General features: G+C 42.3%; 14 protein-coding genes. 4 read left to right on the top strand and 10 right to left on the bottom strand.

The window, feature by feature from the left end:
• Window positions 1–150: 150 nt before the first annotated feature.
• Together pstA and pstC are read right to left on the bottom strand one after the other, a co-directional pair.
• Window positions 151–1,005: a phosphate ABC transporter permease PstA gene (pstA, locus tag CLHUN_RS09085; RefSeq protein ID WP_080064274.1), complete on the bottom strand. Its 855-nt coding sequence runs from the start codon at window positions 1,003–1,005 to the stop codon at window positions 151–153.
• A gap of 68 nt (window positions 1,006–1,073) precedes the next feature.
• Window positions 1,074–2,006: a phosphate ABC transporter permease subunit PstC gene (pstC, locus tag CLHUN_RS09080; RefSeq protein ID WP_080064273.1), complete on the bottom strand. Its 933-nt coding sequence runs from the start codon at window positions 2,004–2,006 to the stop codon at window positions 1,074–1,076.
• A gap of 667 nt (window positions 2,007–2,673) precedes the next feature.
• Between pstC and pstB the strand changes: the two genes are divergently transcribed.
• The 4 genes from pstB to CLHUN_RS09060 all read left to right on the top strand — a co-directional run bounded on the left by pstB (window position 2,674) and on the right by CLHUN_RS09060 (window position 6,786).
• Window positions 2,674–3,432 (top strand): phosphate ABC transporter ATP-binding protein PstB, encoded by a 759-nt coding sequence (gene pstB / locus CLHUN_RS09075; protein WP_080064272.1) that lies wholly within the window; start codon window positions 2,674–2,676, stop codon window positions 3,430–3,432.
• Window positions 3,433–3,492: 60 nt separating this feature from the next.
• The gene (gene phoU / locus CLHUN_RS09070; protein WP_080064271.1) at window positions 3,493–4,158 is read left to right on the top strand and encodes a phosphate signaling complex protein PhoU; all 666 of its coding nucleotides are present in this window, start codon (window positions 3,493–3,495) and stop codon (window positions 4,156–4,158) included.
• 75 nt (window positions 4,159–4,233) lie between these two features.
• Complete coding sequence (locus CLHUN_RS09065) at window positions 4,234–4,953, top strand: response regulator (RefSeq protein WP_080064270.1); 720 nt, start codon at window positions 4,234–4,236, stop codon at window positions 4,951–4,953.
• Between the two features lie 36 nt (window positions 4,954–4,989).
• Window positions 4,990–6,786 carry an ATP-binding protein gene (locus tag CLHUN_RS09060; RefSeq protein ID WP_080064269.1) on the top strand — a complete coding sequence of 599 codons (1,797 nt, stop codon included), beginning with the start codon at window positions 4,990–4,992 and terminating at the stop codon, window positions 6,784–6,786.
• Between the two features lie 190 nt (window positions 6,787–6,976).
• On the opposite strand, the gene CLHUN_RS09055 is transcribed toward CLHUN_RS09060, so the two are convergent.
• The 8 genes from CLHUN_RS09055 to CLHUN_RS09020 form a co-directional block, all read right to left on the bottom strand.
• The gene (locus CLHUN_RS09055) at window positions 6,977–9,412 is read right to left on the bottom strand and encodes a glycoside hydrolase family 94 protein (protein WP_080064268.1); all 2,436 of its coding nucleotides are present in this window, start codon (window positions 9,410–9,412) and stop codon (window positions 6,977–6,979) included.
• A gap of 61 nt (window positions 9,413–9,473) precedes the next feature.
• A complete protein-coding gene (locus CLHUN_RS09050) occupies window positions 9,474–10,520 on the bottom strand; it encodes a LacI family DNA-binding transcriptional regulator (protein WP_080064267.1) in 1,047 nt (348 codons plus the stop codon).
• Window positions 10,521–10,655: 135 nt separating this feature from the next.
• On the bottom strand, window positions 10,656–12,203 hold the full coding sequence (locus CLHUN_RS09045; protein WP_080064266.1) for an ABC transporter substrate-binding protein: 1,548 nt from the start codon (window positions 12,201–12,203) through the stop codon (window positions 10,656–10,658).
• Between the two features lie 81 nt (window positions 12,204–12,284).
• Window positions 12,285–13,199: a carbohydrate ABC transporter permease gene (locus CLHUN_RS09040; protein ID WP_080064265.1), complete on the bottom strand. Its 915-nt coding sequence runs from the start codon at window positions 13,197–13,199 to the stop codon at window positions 12,285–12,287.
• A gap of 13 nt (window positions 13,200–13,212) precedes the next feature.
• Window positions 13,213–14,205, bottom strand: coding sequence for an ABC transporter permease (locus CLHUN_RS09035; RefSeq protein WP_080064264.1), 993 nt, complete (start codon window positions 14,203–14,205; stop codon window positions 13,213–13,215).
• Window positions 14,206–14,457: 252 nt separating this feature from the next.
• Window positions 14,458–16,239, bottom strand: a complete 1,782-nt coding sequence (locus CLHUN_RS09030) for an ABC transporter ATP-binding protein (protein ID WP_242656480.1) — start codon at window positions 16,237–16,239, stop codon at window positions 14,458–14,460.
• Between the two features lie 179 nt (window positions 16,240–16,418).
• Window positions 16,419–19,076 (bottom strand): stalk domain-containing protein, encoded by a 2,658-nt coding sequence (locus tag CLHUN_RS09025; protein ID WP_080064263.1) that lies wholly within the window; start codon window positions 19,074–19,076, stop codon window positions 16,419–16,421.
• Between the two features lie 133 nt (window positions 19,077–19,209).
• A complete protein-coding gene (locus tag CLHUN_RS09020; RefSeq protein ID WP_080064262.1) occupies window positions 19,210–20,625 on the bottom strand; it encodes a copper amine oxidase N-terminal domain-containing protein in 1,416 nt (471 codons plus the stop codon).
• Window positions 20,626–20,654 lie beyond the last annotated feature (29 nt).

Below are 20,654 nucleotides of genomic sequence, written 5' to 3'. Positions count from 1 at the left end.
GCATATAATTCTGGCGAGGCCTGCTGCAAATAATCCTGTCATTTGTATTTAAGCTATGGGCACACAGCAGCAAAGTCAATGTCATATTCTAAGAGGGAATGTTTTTAAATCTATTGCAAAAGTTGATTATATAGCACCCTGTTGAATCCCCTATTCTACGGATCTTTGATACTTGTTTCTCAATACTATGGTAATTGCGTTGGTAGTCAGAAGTATGGCCAGCAGCACAATTATTCCGGCAGCAGCCAGGTCTTTGAAGTCCTCCTTGGGAAGACCCATCCAGTAGTATATTTGAAGCGGCAGTGCGGTAAAAACCGAGAAGACGCTGTCCGGCAGCTTTGATACATAGGTTGCGGCCCCTACCATAAGCAGCGGTGCACTTTCACCCAGTGCCCTCGATACCGACAGGATAACTCCGGTGAATATTCCGGGCAGTGCAGCAGGTATTACTATTTTTCTTATTGTCTGCCATTTTGTAGCACCCAGGGCGTAGGAGCCGTGCCTCAGATACTGGGGAACCGCCTTAATCGCCTCCTGAGAGGAAACTATGACTATGGGAAGCACCACCAGCGACATGGTAAGAGCTCCCGACAATATACTTTTCCCCAGACCCATGACCCTTACAAATACCGCCAGTCCAAGCAGGCCATACACAATGGAAGGAGTTCCCGACAGGTTGGAAATGTTAATCTTGATGAATTTCGTAAGCCGGTTGTTCTTGGCATATTCCTCCAGGTACACTGCCGTTCCCAGTCCCACAGGCACTGCAAAGGCAATGGTCAGCAGAATAATATTTACACTCCCCACGATACCCGGCAGGATTCCCGCCTTATTTGGAAATCTGGAAGGGAAATTTGTAAAGAAGGTCTTGGTCAAAAACGGAATTCCCCTTCTGATTATATCAATAAGAAGAATGGCCAAAATCACGATTCCAATTAAGGTTACGCAGAATATTATTCCATGAAATATTGAATTTTTAAGCTTTCTATACTTGACATAATTCATTTGACGCCTCCAAAGCTAAACTCTTATTATCTGTTGCTTTCATCTATATTAAAGAATGATTTTTCCGTTTAATATTCCTTTCTGTACTTATCCACCATATGATGCGAAAAAACATTAAGACCGAGAGTAATAAGAAAGAGCAGCAAACCCACGGCGAAAAGCGAATAATAGCCCACAGTTCCATGGGGATTGTCTCCCTGGCTTGCCTGCACTATAAATGAGGTCATGGTCTGAACACTCTGCAGGGGGTTGAAGGTAAGATTCGGCCTGGCTCCTGCGGCTATGGTAACAATCATGGTTTCACCTATTGCCCTGGATATGGCCAGCACAAAGGATGCAGATATTCCTGAAATGGCTGCGGGAACCACTACCTTCAAAGAGGTTTCCATCTTTGTAGAGCCCAGAGCCAACGCCCCCTGTCTCAAGCTGTCGGGCACCGCCCTCAACGCATCCTCACTCAGGGAAGAAACCAGCGGTATGGTCATGACGCCCACCGCTATGCTTGCACTTAATGCATTAAAAATTTCCGTCTGCGGTATTATGTTTTTCAGAAAAGGTGTAATTGCGGTCAGTGCAAAATAACCGAAAACTATGGAGGGAATTCCTGCCAGAACCTCAAGAATTGGTTTTATAACCTTCCTGACTTTTCTGTTTGCATACTCACTTAAATAAATTGCGGTAAACAGTCCAATGGGTATTGATATCAGCCCGGAAACAAACGTAATAAGTACCGTTCCGCTTACAAGAGGAAGCACACCAAACTGGGGATCATTGAAAAGAGGGGTCCAGACCCTTCCCAGCAAAAAATCCTTTATAGGAACCTCGGCAAAAAAGCCTATGGAATCTCTGAGTAATGAAATAATAATTCCCAGGGTTGTTAAAATAGTAATGCTTGCAAATAGAAAAAGAATGTTTCTTGCCACTGTATTTGAAAGCTTCATTCTTCTGATTCTATTACCGGCAGCCTTTCTGTCCTGTGCTGCGTTTGCGCTCTGAGTCATTGTTGAGCCCTCCTTCACAACTTCATGATAGCACTATTATAAAAATGCAAAAAGTAAACTGCTGTTAAGCCCATGTTAATAAAATGTTAAGTAAATTGGCTGTCAGGGTTATTTTTCTCCAAAAAGCCTTGATTTATTGCTTGCTGATATTTGGGACATCACTGCAGGGTAACTTAACCCGTTGTGCTAGTTAATTTAACAGATAAGTTTGCATGACATGCGAGGACGACTTTAAAGAAATGCGTAGTATGATTAAAAGCTTTTTGCTGAAATTGTAGGCTTACAGCTTGCTGCTTTGGCAGTTAAATTGACAGGATGTCAATTTAAGAGGCATTCGAGACCTGGGTGGTCGAGTTGCCGCGACGGCTAAAAAAGCATGCTGTAAGGTATACAATTTCGTTAAAAGCGTTATATACAAGCATTTATTTAAAGCTCGTCCGGGAATGGCATGCATCTATGCAGCTTTTGCCTGTTTATCACATTTTTAACTAGCACAACGAGTTAATTTAACATGAATTTAAACTGCAGCTTTGTACATAATATAAGGTAATTTACAGTTGCCCCAAAATATTATTAACATCAAGTTAACATAGAATTAAACCTGCATTAAAAAAGTGTTGTTATGATAAAGCTACCTACTAAATATTTGGGATAGAGGATTACTGATATGACTAATGATTATAGAATAACAACCAATAATTTAAATCTGTTTTACGGAGACCTTCAAGCCCTGAAAAATGTCTCCATAAATATATCCAGCAATCAGGTAACTGCATTTATAGGTCCTTCCGGCTGCGGAAAGTCGACCTTTTTAAAGACCCTTAACAGGATGAACGACCTCATAGCAAATGTTAAAATAACCGGAGATGTGTATTTCGACGGTTTGAATGTTTACAAAGAGTATGATATAGTTGAGTTGAGAAAAAATGTTGGAATGGTATTCCAAAAACCAAATCCATTTCCTATGTCAATATACGATAACATTGCTTACGGTCCCCGTATTCATGGTATAAAATCCAAGTCCAGGTTGGATGATATTGTTGAAAAGAGTTTAAGGAACAGTGCCCTGTGGGATGAAGTCAAGGACAGACTCAAGCAGAATGCCCTGGGCTTATCCGGAGGACAGCAGCAGCGCTTATGTATTGCCAGAGTACTGGCTGTGGAGCCCGAGGTTGTATTAATGGATGAACCCACCTCTGCACTTGATCCCATATCAACCCTTAAAATAGAGGACCTGATAGAGGACTTAAAGAAAAACTATACTATAATTATTGTTACCCACAATATGCAGCAGGCAGCCAGAATCTCGGACAGCACCGCATTTTTCCTGCATGGTGAGATAGTTGAATCAGGAACCACAAATCACCTTTTCAGCAACCCTCAGGATAAGAGAACCGAAGATTATATTACGGGAAGATTCGGTTAAGCGGCATTGTTATTTATCATTACAGTAACATACGTGTTGGCGCGTAGATAGGAGATATATATGGTTAGACACTCATTTGACAAAGAACTGGAACAATTGCACGATTTGATGGTTAAAATGGCCGGACTGGTTGAAGAATCCATAGAGAATTCCATTCTGGCTTTAAAGAGGCAGGATATAGACCTGGCCAGAAAAGTATATGAAAGTGATGACGAAGTTGACGAGCTTGAAGGCAGGATTGAGAAAATATGTATAAACCTTATTGCAAGGCAGCAGCCGCTTGCAAAGGACCTGAGAACCATAAGCACCGCTTTGAAAATAATTACCGACATGGAGCGCATAGCTGATCATGCCGCCGATATTGCCGAGCTTACCATAAGAATGGCAGATATGAAATATATCAAGCCCCTGGTGGACATTCCCCTTATGGCTGAGCTGGCAAAAAAAATGGTCATAAGGTCCATTGATTCCTATATAAAGCAGGATATAGACCTGGCCAGGGATGTTTGCAGCTCCGATGATGAGGTTGACGATCTCTTCTCAAAAATTGTACTTGAACTTATCAACATCATGAAGAACAACCCTGAAACGGTTGAGCAGGCAACAGACTTTATGTTTATAGTAAAATATCTGGAACGGATAGGTGATCATGCAACCAATATTGCCGAATGGGTTGTATTCAATGTTACCGGTTCACACGGTCATCTTGCCAGAAAAACAGAGTAAGAGATGCAAGGTTGAAAGAAAACCACTTTCAACCCTTTGAATTTATGTCCTCAGAGCGGACAGGGGGGATAAAAAATGTCTAAACAATCAATTTTTGTCGTTGAAGATGAAATGCATATCCAGCAACTGATTAAATATAATCTTGAAGCCAACGGCTTCAAGGTTACTGTGTTCGATAACGGTGAAGATTTGATAGAGCATGCTCTGGAGAGCGTTCCCTCACTTTTCATTCTGGATATCATGCTGCCTGGAATTGATGGTCTGGAGGTTTGCAGGCAGCTCAGGCAGAATACCGTCACCAAAAACATACCTATAATAATGCTCACTGCCAAAAGTGAAGAGTTTGACAAGGTCCTGGGCCTTGAGCTGGGTGCTGACGACTATATAACCAAACCCTTCAGCGTCAGGGAACTGCTGGCCAGGATAAAGGCACTTTTCCGCCGCATTAACACCGTTGCCGAACCCAAGGTTGACGTTATCACCCACGCCGACATTTCCATAGACTGTACAAGAAGAGAAGTCTATAAGGGCGACCGTCTTATTGAAATGCCGCTTAAGGAATTTGAACTGCTGAAAATGCTGGTTTTGAACAAGGGCAAGGTTTTGTCCAGAGAGCATCTGCTTGATAAAATCTGGGGCTTTGACTACTATGGCGAAACCAGGACTGTTGATGTTCATATCAGATATCTGCGGCAAAAGATAGAAGATAACGATGATAATCCTACATTTATTGAAACCATCAGAGGTATTGGCTACAGGTTTACCGATAAAACCTCCCCTGCCAGTGCCAAATAATTTACATATGCTCTCCACAGGAGGTGCCGATGCTTTTTGAAATCAAAAATTGTTAAGTATACTATTTTTCTGGTTATAATAGCCATAACCATTACCGGAATTTTTACATCTGCTCTTGCAAGGTATTTTTATAAATATGAGGTTCAGAACAGCATTGAAAACACTGCTGTTCTTTTAACGCATCAAATTGACACTGAAATATCACAAAACAAACTTACCGACTTTGACAAACTGGCAAAGGAATACGCAAAGCTCCTGAATGAAAAGCCTTCTGCAATCGAAAGCTTTTCATTTTTTACCAGGATAACAATTATAGATTATAGCGGCAAGGTACTGGGGGAATCAGATTCTGATGCAAACGGCATGCAGAACCATCTGAACAGGAAGGAAGTCAAGGAAGCCATACAGGGTAAAATGGGCACGGATGAGCGTTTCAGCGAAACCCTGAAGGTTACCTATCTTTATGTCGCTTTCCCCATAGAAGCCCACAATATCATAGTAAGGGTATCCATACCGCTCTACCAGATCAACTCCATAAATAAAGCCTTCTTCTTTTATACTATTATCGGCATCCTTGCCGGCCTGCTGCTGACGATACTGATTTCAGTCCAGTTGTCCAAGGTAATAACCGATCCCATCCGGCAGTTAATCAATACTTCCAAGGAAATTGCGGGAGGAAATTATAAGAAAAGAGTGAATATCACTTCAAAAGACGAAATCGGGCAGTTGGCATATACCTTTAATGAAATGGCCGATAAACTGGATGAAACCCTTCTGGGAATGATGGACAAAAATGTGCGGGTGGACACGGTAATAAACAGTATGAGAGATGGGATTATCGCCGTCGACACCGACTACAAGATCCTCATTATCAACACCATTGCCTGCGACATTTTCGGCGTCAGGCACGGCCCCGGGATTATGGGCAAAAACCTTATACAGATTGCCAGAAATTCCAAGGTCAATTCTTTGCTGATTGATACCATTAAAAACAACACCCCCTTAACGGATGAGATAATCATGTTCTCCCCAGCCACCAACACGGACAAGATTTACAAGGTATATACCAATCCCATAAAGAACACTGATACCGTCAGGAGTGTAAATTCAGGAGGAGTGATTACCCTTCATGACGTAACCTCAGTCAAGAAGCTGGAACAGATAAGAACAGAATTCGTTTCAAATGTAACCCATGAGCTGAAAACCCCCCTCACCTCCATAAGAGGCTTTGTAGAGACACTTAAGAACGGAGCTATAGAAGATACCGCAGTAGCTGCAAAGTTCCTGGATATTATAGATATTGAGGCCGAACGGCTCTACATGCTGATTAACGATATCCTGCAGCTTTCCGAAATTGAAGGCATGAGAAAAGACGACAACATCATGGAGACTAATTTAAATACCATAATTGGTGAAGTTGTATTGATACTTGAGGCAGCGGCACAAAAAAAGGGAGTAAGGCTGATTGTGGAAGTGGACCAAACCATAAACCTGCTGGTCAACAAAAACAGGATCAAACAGATGCTTATAAATCTGGTGGACAATGCCATAAAATATAATGTGGAAAACGGAGCAGTATATATAAGAGCAGGCCGTTCCAGCGGCAAGACCTATATTTCAATTAAAGATACAGGGATAGGAATTTCCGAAAAACATCATTCCAGAATTTTTGAAAGGTTTTACCGGGTCGACAAGGGCCGTTCAAGGAATATGGGTGGTACAGGGCTGGGCTTATCAATCGTCAAGCATATTGTAAACCTGTACAGCGGTGATATACGAGTTGTCAGCCAGCAGGGCCAGGGCACTGAGTTTTTAATACAGCTTCCTCTTTAATGCCCTTTGGTACAAAAACAAGTGTGGCAAAGCCACTTTATTTACGTAAGCCGCCCTGGTTTCAGACATTTTAATGCCCTTAAAAATTTATACTTTTCCGGACAATAAAAAAATGACTTCATATTCTGAAGCCATTTTTTATTTTGTTTGGTATTATTAGTATTATTGATATTATCAGGAATCAGACTCCTTAGACCAGGACAACCTTGACTTCATGAGTCTTTCCGTCGCCGAACACCGGAACAATATTGCCTTCTACTTCCTTTCCGTCCACTATAAGCTGACTGACACCCTTTGATACATGCCGCGGGTTGCTGACAGTCACTTCATAAGTGGCCTTTCTGAACTTCCTGCTCACCTTGTAGCCCTCCCATTCCTGTGGAATGCACGGGTCAATCATAAGTCCGTTATAATCAGGCTTTATTCCCAGAATATTCTGCGAAATTACAACGAAATTCCAGGCAGCAGTTCCTGTCAGCCAGGAATTCTTGGCTTCTCCATGCCTTTTTGCATCCTTTCCGGCAATCATCTGGGAGTATACATAAGGTTCTGTCTTATGAATATCACTTATTTCCTCAGTGTAGGCCGGAGCAATCTTGGAGTATATCTCAAAGGCCCTGTCTCCTCTTCCAAGAACGGTTTCTCCTGCTGCCACCCATGGATTGTTGTGGCAGAATATGCCTGCGTTTTCCTTATAGCCCGCAGGATATGTTGAGATTTCACCCATGTTGATATAGTATTTTGTAAAGGCAGGATTGTTGAGAACCATGCCGTGATCGCTGTCCAGATATTTTTTAGCCGAGTCCAGAGCCTTTTCCACATGCCCGGTCTCCAGACCGATGCCTGCCATTGTACAGAAGCCCTGTGACTCTATGAATATCTTACCTTCCTCATTTTCCTTGCTGCCTATTTTTTGTCCAAAATCATCATAGGCACGGATGAACCATTCTCCATCCCAGCCATTCTCAAGCACGGTCTCTGTCATTTTGTCTATGTGTGTCTGAGCCTTCTGAGCTTCCTCCTCCAACCCGTTTAAGATGCACAGCTTGACATATTCAGGGCCATAGAATACAAACATTCCTGCTATGAATACAGACTCTGCCACCTTTCCGTCCTTGCTTGTGGTTGTCTGGAAGGATTCTCCGGGTACGTTGGAGAAACAGTTCAGATTGAGACAGTCATTCCAGTCAGCCCTTCCAATCAGAGGGAGCCCGTGAGGACCGAGGTTATTGACAACATGATAGAAGGAGCGTCTCAAGTGATCAAAAAGCGACGCAGCCTTTGAGTCATCATTGTCATACGGCACCATTTCCTTCAGGATGTCCATATCTCCTGTTTCCTTTATGTAAGCCGCTACTGAGGCTATAAGCCACAACGGATCATCGTTAAAGTTACCGCCTATTTCATTATTCCCCTTCTTGGTCAGAGGCTGGTACTGGTGATACGCACCACCTGTTTCCAACTGGGTGGCAGCTATGTCCAGTATTCTCTCTCTTGCTCTGTCAGGTATCTGATGCACAAAGCCGAGAATATCCTGGTTTGAGTCTCTAAAGCCCATTCCCCTGCCTATGCCGGTTTCAAAATATGAAGCGCTTCTGGACATATTAAAGGTTACCATACACTGATACTGGTTCCAGATATTTACCATCCTGGTCAGCTTCTCATCCTTGTGCTCCAGTCTGTACTGTGTAAACAACTGGTTCCAGTAATCCTGCATCTCAAGAAACGCAGCCTGCACTCCCGCAGGGTTGCCCTTTTCCTCAATCATTGCATGTGCCTTTTTCTTATTGATAACACCTTTGCTTTCCCACTTGTCGTCCTCATCATTTTCCACATAGCCCAGTATGAAATCGTACTCTTTTTCCTCACCAGGCTTTAGTTCAACGGTAATACAGTGTGAGGCCATGGGGCCCCAGCCGTCGGCCACCGTATTCTGCGGTTCACCGCTTACAGGCACCTGAGGTGCTTCAAAGCCGTTATATAATCCTACAAAGGAATCTCTGTCAGTGTCAAAGCCGGTTAAACTCGCGTTTACTGAATAAAAGGAATAGTGGTTTCTTCTTTCCTTATACTCAGTCTTGTGGTAAATTACAGACTTTTCAATCTCAACTTCCCCGGTGCTAAAGTTTCTCTGGTAATTGGTCATGTCATCGTATGCATTCCACAAACAGAATTCCACACAGGAAAACAGCTTTACGGCTTTATCCGCCTGGGTTGTATTTTTAACTCTTACTCTATGTATTTCACCATTAAAGTTCAGCGGCACGAAGAATAAAACTTCAGTGCTGATTCCATCCTTGCTTCCGGTGATTTTTGTATATCCCAAACCATGTCTGCATTCATAGCTGTCCAGGTCGGCTTTCACCGGAGACCAGCCTGGGGACCATAAGCTGCCATTGTCGTTGATATAAAAATATCTTCCCCCCATGTCGATAGGCACATTATTATACCTGTACCTGGTGATTCTCCGTAAACGCGCGTCCTTATAAAAACAATAACCACCTGCAGTGTTTGAAATCAAAGAAAAAAAATCTTGAGTTCCCAGGTAATTAATCCATGGATAAGGTGTTTTGGGAGTAGTGATAACGTATTCCCGGTTTTGATCGTCAAAAAATCCGTACTTCATATTTTTTTGCTCCTCTCAAATAATAAATAAAGATATAAAAACAGTACTCTTTCGAGTACTCTTATTTCCTCAAACAAGTGTCACGCATAACCATTTTAGCGTCATAGCTAAAGCTGGTAAAACCTTTTTTATTTCTTTTTATGTATGAAATAAGCTCGGTTACCGCCCTGTCAACAATGTCATAAACAGGTGTGGATACCGTAGAAAGTGCAGGCTTGACCAAGGATGACAGTGGAATGTTGTCAAAACCTATAATGGAAATATCCTCAGGAATTTTTATATTGCTTTCTCTGAACAAATCCATGGCAGTGATTGCCATATCATCGTTGGATGAGAATATTGCACTTGGCAGCTTTCTCCTCTGAATAAGCTTATTTACTTCGTCTGCAGTTTTAGACTTAATGAAGTCTCCGTGGAGAACAAATTCTTCATTTACGTTCAAGCCGTGTTTTTTCATAGTGTCAAAAAAAGCATTGTACCTTTGCCTTCCCGAGTAGGTGGAAAGCCGTCCCGCCAGAAGGCCTATATCCTTGTGTCCCAGGCCAATAAGGTGTTCAACCGCTGAAACCGCTCCGTCATAGTCATTTGAACCTATTACAATTAAATTGTCATTGTCGGACTTGTTCCTTTTGATTTCATCGGCGTCATAATCAATCAAAGCCACAGGGAAGCCTCTTTTAGATACATTTATCAGAACCTCCGCATCACGTTCGGTTCCTATGACAATTCCCCCGTCTATACGCTTTTGAAGAAAGACCTCACTAACCTTATTGTAGTCATTCTCGCAATAGACAATATTTACAAGTACATAATATCCCCTTGCATTTGCGCACTCAACAACCGCATCAACAAATTGTGTGAAATAGTTGTTGTTGTATAATCTGTTTGGATTAAAAGCATCGGCGATACTGACTATGAACAAGCCTATAGTATCATTTTTCTTTCCTGCAAGCACTCGTGCCGAGGTATTTGGCTGATAGTTGTATTTTGTTATAACATCAAGAACCTTTTTCTTCGTATCCTCCGGTACATTGGAATAGTTATTGATAACCCTTGATACCGTACTGCGGGACACTCCTGCAATTTTTGCTATTTCCTCACTTTTCATATCCACTTCACCTTATTTAAACTATTTACAGATTTTAACTAAAACAGGGCCAGCGCTATACTAAAAGCGCTAGCCCTATTTTACATCTAATTGGTAATTAAAGTCAAGTTGGATTAACTACAACCAATTTCTCTATTATTTATTAGCTGAGAAAGTATCAACCTGCTTCTGCATTTCAGCAAGAACATCGTCCAAGCCGGCAGCCTTAAGCTTATCAATAAACTTAGGAAGTACTGTTGCAGGATCTGATTTACCAGTTTCAAGACCTGGCATAAACTGCTTCTTAATACCGGTCAACGCTGCAACCTTAGTCTTTACAGGCTCAGAGTTGAAAGTGAAACCAAGTATTGGTGAAGCTGTTGCTGATTCATTGTAAGCTTTGAACTGATCCCACTTAGCAGTTGCTGAATCAAATTTCTCTGAATCATAGATGTAAGTGTTGAACTGGTTACCAAACATCCAAGGAGTTCCTGGGTTGTAACCGTCTTTACCTGCCTGAGTCACCTCAATCTTGGTATCTGCAACCTTAGTATAGTGAGTTCCTTCTATACCATAGTTGATCAGGTTACAAAGTTCTGGATCAGTATTGAATAATTCAAGGAACATCAAAGATCTTTCAGGATTCTTTGATGACTTGGATATAGCCTGCATAGCACCAGTCATTTCACGAGTAGTTGCCATTGGCTTAGTAATGTCAACCTGTACCCAGTTTATTCCTGATGATACACTTTCTTCACCATCTTTACCAGGCTTCAATGAAGCTACTGCTGAGAATACCTTACCAGCTTTTCTGTTTGCCTGCCAGTCGGTTATTGTATCAGCATCTTTTCTGATATAGCCGGCTTTGAACCAGTTGTGTAAAGTTGTAAACAATGTCTTTGCTTCAGGAGAATCAAAGTCATTTATAACCTTGGTATCTCTTCCGTCGCCATAGATAGCTCCGGGAACATTATCATCAACCATCTTTTCAAAATCAAGAATTCTGTAAGCAGATTCTCCAACAACAGTCTGGAAAGGTTCTACGCCAGGTTCTTTTTCTTTGATTATCTTAAGAGCAGGTTCGATATCTTCAAACTTCTTTATAGTTGAAATATCGATACCATTCTTGTCTGCAAGGTCCTTGTTTATAAGGAAGCCCCAGTTGTGAGCCATTTCCTTGTTAGTTGGGATAGCAAAGAGCTTTCCATCGATAGAAGCACCCTTGATAACCTTGTCACCCAACAGAGCCTTAGTCTGTGGAGCGTACTGATCCAACATAGGAGTGAGATCTACAAATGCGCCCTTTGGAGCATTCTGCAGGTAGTTAAGTGCCCAGTTTGAAGTAAAGGTTATATCGAATTCTTCACCAGAAGCAACCTTTGCACCCATCTTCTGCTCAAAGTCATCTCCCCAGGTAAATATGCTCAGTTTTAATGTAGCGTTAATTTTAGGCTTCAAATAGTCATTAACCTTCGCTAAAACTGCATCCATGTCCTTAGGCTGACCATTACCGATAACATACCACTTCAATTCAACAGGATCAAGTACTACTGATGAATCTGCAGCAACTGATGAACCTGAAGCAGTGGAAGTTGAAGGTGATGTTGAATTTGATGCACCATCATCATTTCCGCAACCAACCACAAAAGTGACTGCCAAACACAGAACCAAAATCAAACCAATAAGTCTTTTTGCCTTTTGCATGTGTTAACCTCCTTAAAATTATAAATATTATTTATGCTTTGTCCATATTTGGAACTTAATAAAAATAAGCCCAATATGGTATTAGCCTTTTACTGCACCAACTGTAAGACCTTTTACAAAGTATTTCTGGAAGAACGGATAGGCCAGTATTATAGGACCGATTGCCAGTACGCACATGGCCATACGCGCTGTTTCCGAAGGCAGCTTTGCCAATATTTCCGCTGTACCCTGAGTCATGTTTGAAGCTGTTGCCAAATACTGTATGGCAGTAAGTGTCTTGTACAAAATGTATTGGAGATTATAAAGCTTGGCATTTTCAATAAGCATTAATGGCAGATACCAGTCATTCCAGAAGCCCAGTGTCTGAAATAGTGCTATTGTCGCCAAACCGGGTTTTGCCAGTGGTATTACTATCTGAATGAAAGTTCTGAATTCTCCGGCTCCGTCAATCTTTGCCGATTCTATAATAGAATCAGGTACATTTGTCTGGAAGAAGGTCCTCATAATCATTACATACCATGCATTTACCAGCGAAGGAATAATATATGCCAGCAGGGTATCATTGATGTGGAGGAAGTTTGTATATACCATATACCAGGGAACCAGACCGCCATTAAATATCATGGTGAAAAACACTATAAAGGAAAAAGTATTTCTGTACTTAAAGTCCTTTCTTGATATTACATAGGCAAACATTGCTATTATTGAAACACTTAGGATAGTACCCACTATGGTAATCATTATGGATAAGCCGTAAGCCCTTACTATGGCATCTCCGCTTTTTACAACCCACTTGTAAGCCTCAAGACTGAACACCTTGGGTATAAAATTGTAACCTGAGGTAACTACTGTCTTTTCATCAGTGAAGGAAACCCCGATTACCAGCAGCAGCGGTATGATACAGGCCAGTGAATACAATGTAAAAATTACATGAAATAGTCCGTTCCAAAAAGGTGAAACCGTATTTAATGTATTTGAGTTCTCATTATGTTTCATCTCTTCCTACCTCCTAAAAGAGTGCTTTATCCGGGTCTATCTTCCTGACAATCAGGTTAGAGGACAAAACCAGGATAAATCCGCACAGTGATTGATATAAACCGGCTGCCGATGCCATTCCCACATCATTGAGGTTACGCAGGGCATTATACACATAAGTGTCTATAACTCCAATTGTCTCGAACAAGGTACCAACATTTCTGGTAACACTGAAGAACAGACCGAAATCCGAATAGAAGACACGTCCCACTGCAAGCAGGGTCAATATTACCATCAAAGGTGTCAGCAACGGTATTGTAATCTTTCTTATCTGATAGAACCTTGAAGCTCCGTCAACAGTTGCAGCTTCGTAATACTCCTGATCGATACCTGCTATTGCGGCCACATAAACAACACAGTTGTAGCCTGTAAACTTCCACGTATTTACAAGGGTCAATATAATCGGCCATTTGCCCGGGTCACCGTACCAGGTAGGCAGTGCGTCGGCACTCACACCCAGCATCGGAAGCAGGCTCTTGTTTACAAAACCCTGTTCTTCACTTAATAATGCAAACACAAGATAGCTGACTACTATCCATGACATGAAATACGGAAGAAACATGCTTGCCTGATAAAATTTCGATGTATATTTTCCTTTGATCTCATTGAGGATGATTGCAAAGAAAACTGAAATTACCAAGCCTATAACAATAAATGCAAGATTGTACAAAAGTGTATTTCTTGTTATTGTGAAGGCGTCCGGCGTAGCTGTGAAGAATTCAAAATTTTCAAGACCCACCCATTTACTTTTAAAGAAGTTCTCAAAAAAGTTCCTTCCGAAATACTTGAAATTCTTAAAAGCGATTAACACTCCTGCCATCGGTAAATAGTTGTTCACTAATATTACAGCCAATGCAGGGAGCATCATCAAAAACAGTACTTTATTCTTTTTCAGTTCGTACAAAAACCCGTGTTTATGCACTGACTTTAAGGCTTTGCCCCTTTTAGTAGTCAAACTCGATTCCATGAGTAAATGCCACCCTTCATAATGTATTATATATATAAATGTCACCAACAGGCATTCATAGTCCAAAAATCACCTTTTAACCTGTTTTGTATATTTACATTTTAATTAATTGGACAGCTATACAAAATAGAACAACTTGTTTAAATGTGCAAATTCTTGTCTACAACTTAGTGCAAAATTATACAACAAAATATTTACACATATTTGAAAATGCTTCCATATATAATGGGTTTCCCGTCTGCTACCCTTGCATCAGACCACTTCTGCACAGTTATCACTGATAAGTTCAACCTCGGCCCTGTATAAATCTCTGTATACGCTGTTTACGTTTATAAGGGATTTATGGCTGCCCTGTCCGGCTATGCCGCCCTTGTCCATGACATATATGACATCGGCTTCAATTATTGTAGAAAGCCTGTGTGCTATGACAACTACCGTACATTCCCCCGATATTTCATTTATTGCCCTGCTGATAAAAAATTGTGATTCGTTGTCGAGAGACGAAGTCGCCTCATCAAAGAGTATTATTTTTGATTCTTTCATAAGAGCCCTGGCTATGGCAATTCTCTGCCTCTGTCCCCCTGACAGGTTTATACCGTTTTCCCCCAACAGGGAATCATATTTGTGGGGCAGGCTTTCAATAAATTCATGTATATAGGCTCTTTTGCATGCGGTTTCCATCTGCTGCTGCGTTGCATGGGGGTTTGCCAGCAGCAGGTTGTCCCGGATGGACATTGTGAAAAGATATGGCTCCTGACGTACAACTGAAATATTTTTGCGCAAATCCTCCTCCTTGATTTCCTTTATATCAATGCCGTCCACAAGTATCCTGCCCGCGCAGGGCTGGTAGAACCTGAGCATCAGATTGAACAGGGTGGTTTTCCCGCTTCCGCTGCTGCCCACGACAGCAGTTCTCCCCCTTGCGGGAATATCCATCGTTACCTTGTCCAGAACCTTTTGCCCCTGGGTATATCCAAATGAGACATTTTCAAATCTTATATTTCCTTTTATATCTTTCAGACTTTTATTTCCAAAGCTGTCTGGCGGATATTCCAGTCCGTCCTGCAACAGAAAAATTCTTTCAAGGGAATTCATGACCTGCTGCAGGCTGAGCCCCACCCTGCTTATATTGGACAGAGCCCCGGTGAGCTGGCCGGAATATGCGTAAAAAGCTATGAAGAGCCGGATATGCAATGCGCCGGTTATGACGAATACTCCTCCAGCTATTGTTATTGCCGCCTGGGCAAGGGTATTTACAGAATTCAGCATAAGTTGAGCCATGGCACCTAGTAGCTGTATTGAAATCAGCTTTTCCTTAAGACTGACAGCAAGCCTTGTAAAGGAAGCCAGCCTTTCTCCTTTTATACCAAGGCTTTTTACCTCCCTGATACCCCAGATAGCTCCTCCGGTATTACTGTAGTATTTATCATTCAACTCCGACAACTGTTTGTTGCAGGCTCTGATTTTTTTACCTGTTTTTTGGGCTATAAGATAAGAGACCGGAAATGAAACAGCTACTATTAATGCCAATCTGCCGCTTATGACAAGAACAGCAAAGCCAATGGCCATAAGGCGCAACACATCCACAGCGGCATTCAGCAGAGTACCGGTAAGGGTATTTGCAACCTCTGCCGCATCTCCGTGGAGCCTGGACATCAGTTCCCCGCTGTCGGTATTGTCATAGGCATTCACAGGGAGGTCCAGCAGCGCCTTATACATGTCTTTCTTCAGGTCAAATATTATATTCTGGTTAAGAGAGGCAAACATATGTGACTGGAAATATGCCAGTATACAGGTAAGCATTCCTGCTATGAGACTGTAAAAGATATTGTACAGTGCCCCTTCCAGGTTCTTCTCAAAAAGACTGTCAAGTATCCTGCCCCAGAGCACCGGTCCTGCAAGGCCCGTACCTATACCGCCCAGAATCATTATAAATGCGAGGATGAAGCTTTTTTTATGCGGTCGTAAATATTTAAAGGCTCTCCTTAGCAGCAGAAAATCTTTTTTTTGTTTTAAATCCTTCAGCTTCAGCATTTTAACCTCACACCCTGTCTTTAGCGGACACCTTGATAATCAATATGAATATTTTTACATGATTCAGTCATAACTCAGTCATAGACTATCACATTTGACTTAACAGCTTAATATAAACAGGCTGTCTTATTGTTGACCGGGAATTGACCTGTATGATTTTACGGATATATGTGAGGCTTTCAGCCTTGCAGGATTTTCAGTGCTGCGTCTCTGTATTTCAATGCATTATTGTATGCCATGGAATCAAGGTTCTGCTGAAGAACCTTTAAGGCCTCGTCAAAACACTTTATTGCCTGGGAAGCATCTGCCCGTGAATTATTTATCTTTGCAAGCTCCAGGTATGCAAGACCCATATCGCTCTTCACTTCACCATGATAAAGGGGATAATCCCGGCTGGTACATATTTCAAGTGCTTTTGAATAATATTCTATTGCCTTGCTTAAATCTGCTTCCTTCCCCCTGCCCACTCCAATATTCCTGTAGTTTGTCGCCTGTCCCTTTAATATCAGGGCATAATCCAGAGGATCATTTTCTGGAGTAATGACCTTCAAGGCCTGAGTATATGCTTCAAAAGCCCTGGTATAATATTCTTCATGACCCGCCCTTGCAAAATCTGAATATGCCCCGGCCTGGGCTATCTGAGCCTTGGCATGGTACAAGGGGTAGCCCTCAAGGGTACATACTCGGAGCACTTCATTAAAGGCATCCATAGTTTTTGACAGGTATTCCTCATCGTTATTTTTTTCTGAATACTTGTAATAAACCGTTCCCAGATTGAATTTTGCCATGGCAAAATCCAGGGGATACGCTTCCGGAGTAAAGATATTCAAAGCCAGCTCATATTCCTTTGCAGCCTTTTGTAAATTTTCCTCCTGGTTCTTCAGGTCGGCCAAAAACAGATAAATGTTTCCAAGATTGTTGTGTGCAAGTCCGAACCTGACGGGATACGAATCATAGGTGAATATGGCAAGGGCCTTTTCAAAAGCCGCTATACCTTCCGGCGCGTTCTGGCCGTCATTCTTTACGATGCATAAATAATAGCACGCATTCCCGATATTATTATAAGTACCTGCATACTGATGCGGATAGTTTTCCGGTGTAATTACCGAAAGTGCAGCCTTAAAATTTTCTATTGCCTTAAGAAGATTTTTTTCCGGCTCCCTTATCTCCCATAAATTCATATATGCCGTTCCCAATGCCAGCTTGACGAAAGCATAGTCAGTGGGATATTTATCAAGGGTGGATATCTTCAGTGCCTCTCCCAGTGCCGCAATGGACAGGTTCAGGTTCTTCTCCTTGTCTGTTAAGTTGGCCAGTCCATTGTAGGAATTTGCCAGACAGCGCTGTATGTCGGCATAAAATAATGGAAAACGCGTGATGGTTATTACTTCCAACGACTTGTTGAAGGCGCTTAAGGATTTGTACAGATTATCCCGGGTATCTGAAATATCGCTCAAATCACCATAGGCTTTCCCCATCTCAGCATTGGCAAGAGCCAGATCAAATACATACCCCTTGCTTTTTCCAACCATGTCGTTATATATGCCGATTGCCTTAAGAAGATTTTTTTCAGGTTCCTCCATCTCAGCCAGCCGGGTATGGCACAGACCCAGATTATTTAATGCCCTGATGTAGGAATATGAATCTTTATCGTATTCCAGCGCCTCCAACGCCTGGTTAAGCTCTTCTATCGCTCTATGTAAATTATCCGAATCCTGCTTGCGGGAAAGGCTGTAAAAAACATCGGCCCTGCCGGTTTTTATTTTTGCGTAATCCAGGGGATTCCGCTTTTTATCCACGTACTCCAATGCCTGTACATATGCCTTGTCTGCTGCTATAAGCTGCTCATCGCTGTACCTTATGCCATTCATTCTGACATACGCATTTCCCATAGTGTACTGGACATTTGAGTACAAGCCGGTATTTTTCTTGGGTGAGCATACCTTTAATGCATTGTTGGAGGCTTCCAGTGACTTGGCAATATTTTTTTCAGCGTTTCTTACCATTGACAATTCGCAGTAAGCCTTTGACAGGCATAATTGTGCGTTTCCGTAGATTTCAGCGTATTTTTCCCCGGAACATACCTTTAAGGCTTCATCCGCACACCCGACAGCTTTCAGCAGATTTTCCTCCTTGTTTACTAGCATGGACAAAGCCATATATGCTCTGCACAGCCCGATTTTTATCTCACCGTATTCCACAGGGTTCTTTGTACTGGAAACGCTTTTCAGCAGTTCTTCATACTCATAAAGTGACCCGGTAATGTTATTTCCCTGCAGTAGCTTCTGGGCCTTATCTATCCTGTCCCTGACCTTGCCGGGGCTTAATATTTTACTGACTCCCACTATATTGTCACTTCCGATTAAAACAATGCTGTCATCGGTGAGAAGCCGGATACCCACTTCGTTTTTGGCCCAGATTTCAATTTTTTTATCTCCGGCATTCCAATATGTCTGCATTTCCATGCAGTTATCTATCAAATCCAGCGGAGCATACATTTTGCCCTGGAGGATAAAGGTCTCACCGGTAAGCGGCAAGTTCCCTCCGTCAAGCTGTACGGTTTTACTGTTGGGCCTGACAGCTATTTGTTTCCTATCTTTTACACAGGCGGCCCACCCGGCTTTGGAATCCCAAGTCACCTCAAAGCCCAAAAGCTTTAAGGTCTCCTTTACAGGAATAAATACCCTGTCCTCCACAATAATAGGAACTGTCTCCATAGCTACGGCCCTGCCGTTCAGCTCCACCCGCGCCTCCCCTGAGGCTGCAATACAAATGCCTGACATCAATATAAAGACAAGTATTAAAACTATGGTTACTCTCAATCTGTAAATATACATATGGGGTTCCTCCTGTTTTCCGTAGTTATTTATTTAAAGTATTCCTGCCGGCTTGGCCTGTCCTTTCCCCCACCTCGCCTGTGACCTGCCTTGTCCGATTTTTCCTTTTATGTTTTGCCTTTTATGCCTGCTTTTAGCGGTCTCCTTCAATGGCCCCCAGCCTCAGATATAACCTGCCCAGCTTATTATTCACCGCAGCAGCCCTTGCGGTATATTTTTCAGCGGAATATATCCTAAGACTTTCCTTATAAGCTTCAATGGCGCTATGGAGGTAATCAGATACCTGGTGAATTTCAAAAAGATATGAATATATATCCCCGAGAGTTTGCTGAATCTTTGCATAATCCAGGGGGCAGCTTTCGATATCTCTGACCTTCAGAGCCTTTTCAAAGTATTCTTTTGATAACAGCAGATTATTTTCTCCGTCATATAAAAAAGAGAGCTCGATATACACCTCTCCCAGCCTCAGCATTAAATCGGACCAGGATTCCGGGTTTTCAACGGCGCTGTATGCCTCAAGCCGGCTTTTATATGCATTCAAGGCTACTGATAGATGCTCTTCTGCTGCTTCCTTATCTCCCAGGGCGTTGCAGGTTTTCCCCAGGTTCTCTTCTACAGTGGCTGCGGCAAATTCATCCTTCACCGCACCCATGCCCTCCATTGCCGCACAGAACATGTCTTTGGCAAGCTCCAGATACTCCTTTTGGTCTGTGAGTTCGTACAAACGGCTGTAGCAAAGGCCGATATTGTTGTATATGCGCCGGTATTCGTAGTTCCCATTCTCATTAAATATGCCGGCCGCTCTGAAATATAAATCAATAGCATCATCTATGCCGGCTCCGGACTCGCTAAATCCGGCAAGCGCACTTAAAGCATTCCCCATGCCGCACAGAACATAGGCATATGTATCCGGGCATTGCTCCCGGGATATATTATCAAGCACTTCCCTGTACTTTTGAAGCGCCTCCCCGGGATTTCCGCCGCTGAGCAGGCTGTCGGCATGCCGCAGCATGTCCCTGACCGTATCCATACCATATGCCTCATAAATATTTAAGATAAGACTGTCTGAGAGTATTATCACATTTCCGCTTCCGTTTATTTCAACCCTGCGGCTTTCCTTCTCCGGCACAAGCAGTATATTTTTTTCCTTGTCCCATTTTATTTTAAGGCCGAATTCCTGTATGATAAATGTACTGCAGATATATGCCCTGTCTTCCAGGATGGCTAAGGGCGATTCCAGCCTGACTTCATAGTCTTTGTCAATTATGGCGGTACTGCTGCCCTTCAGGAATTCAACCTGCCTGTTGTCATTTTTTACAGTAACGGCACTTTTCTGCTGATCCCACAGAACCTGCCAGCCAAGTGACTCATAAAACTTCCTTACAGGAATATAGGCAATGCCGTTGACGACTTTTGGGGTTATCTTTTCTTTTAAGATTTTTTCCGCTTCAATTTTATTATTCTGTCCTTGCACGGCACCTGTGCTCATTAGCAGAAAACATGTCAAAATAAAAGAGATGCCAGACAGACTTTTTTTCTTGTACCACATGGTTTGCTCTCCGTAACTGACCGACTGGC

This window comes from Ruminiclostridium hungatei (assembly GCF_002051585.1).
In the GTDB taxonomy this organism is placed as follows: Bacteria; Bacillota; Clostridia; order Acetivibrionales; family DSM-1351; genus Ruminiclostridium; species Ruminiclostridium hungatei.
This window is presented reverse-complemented; position numbering and strand designations above follow the sequence as displayed.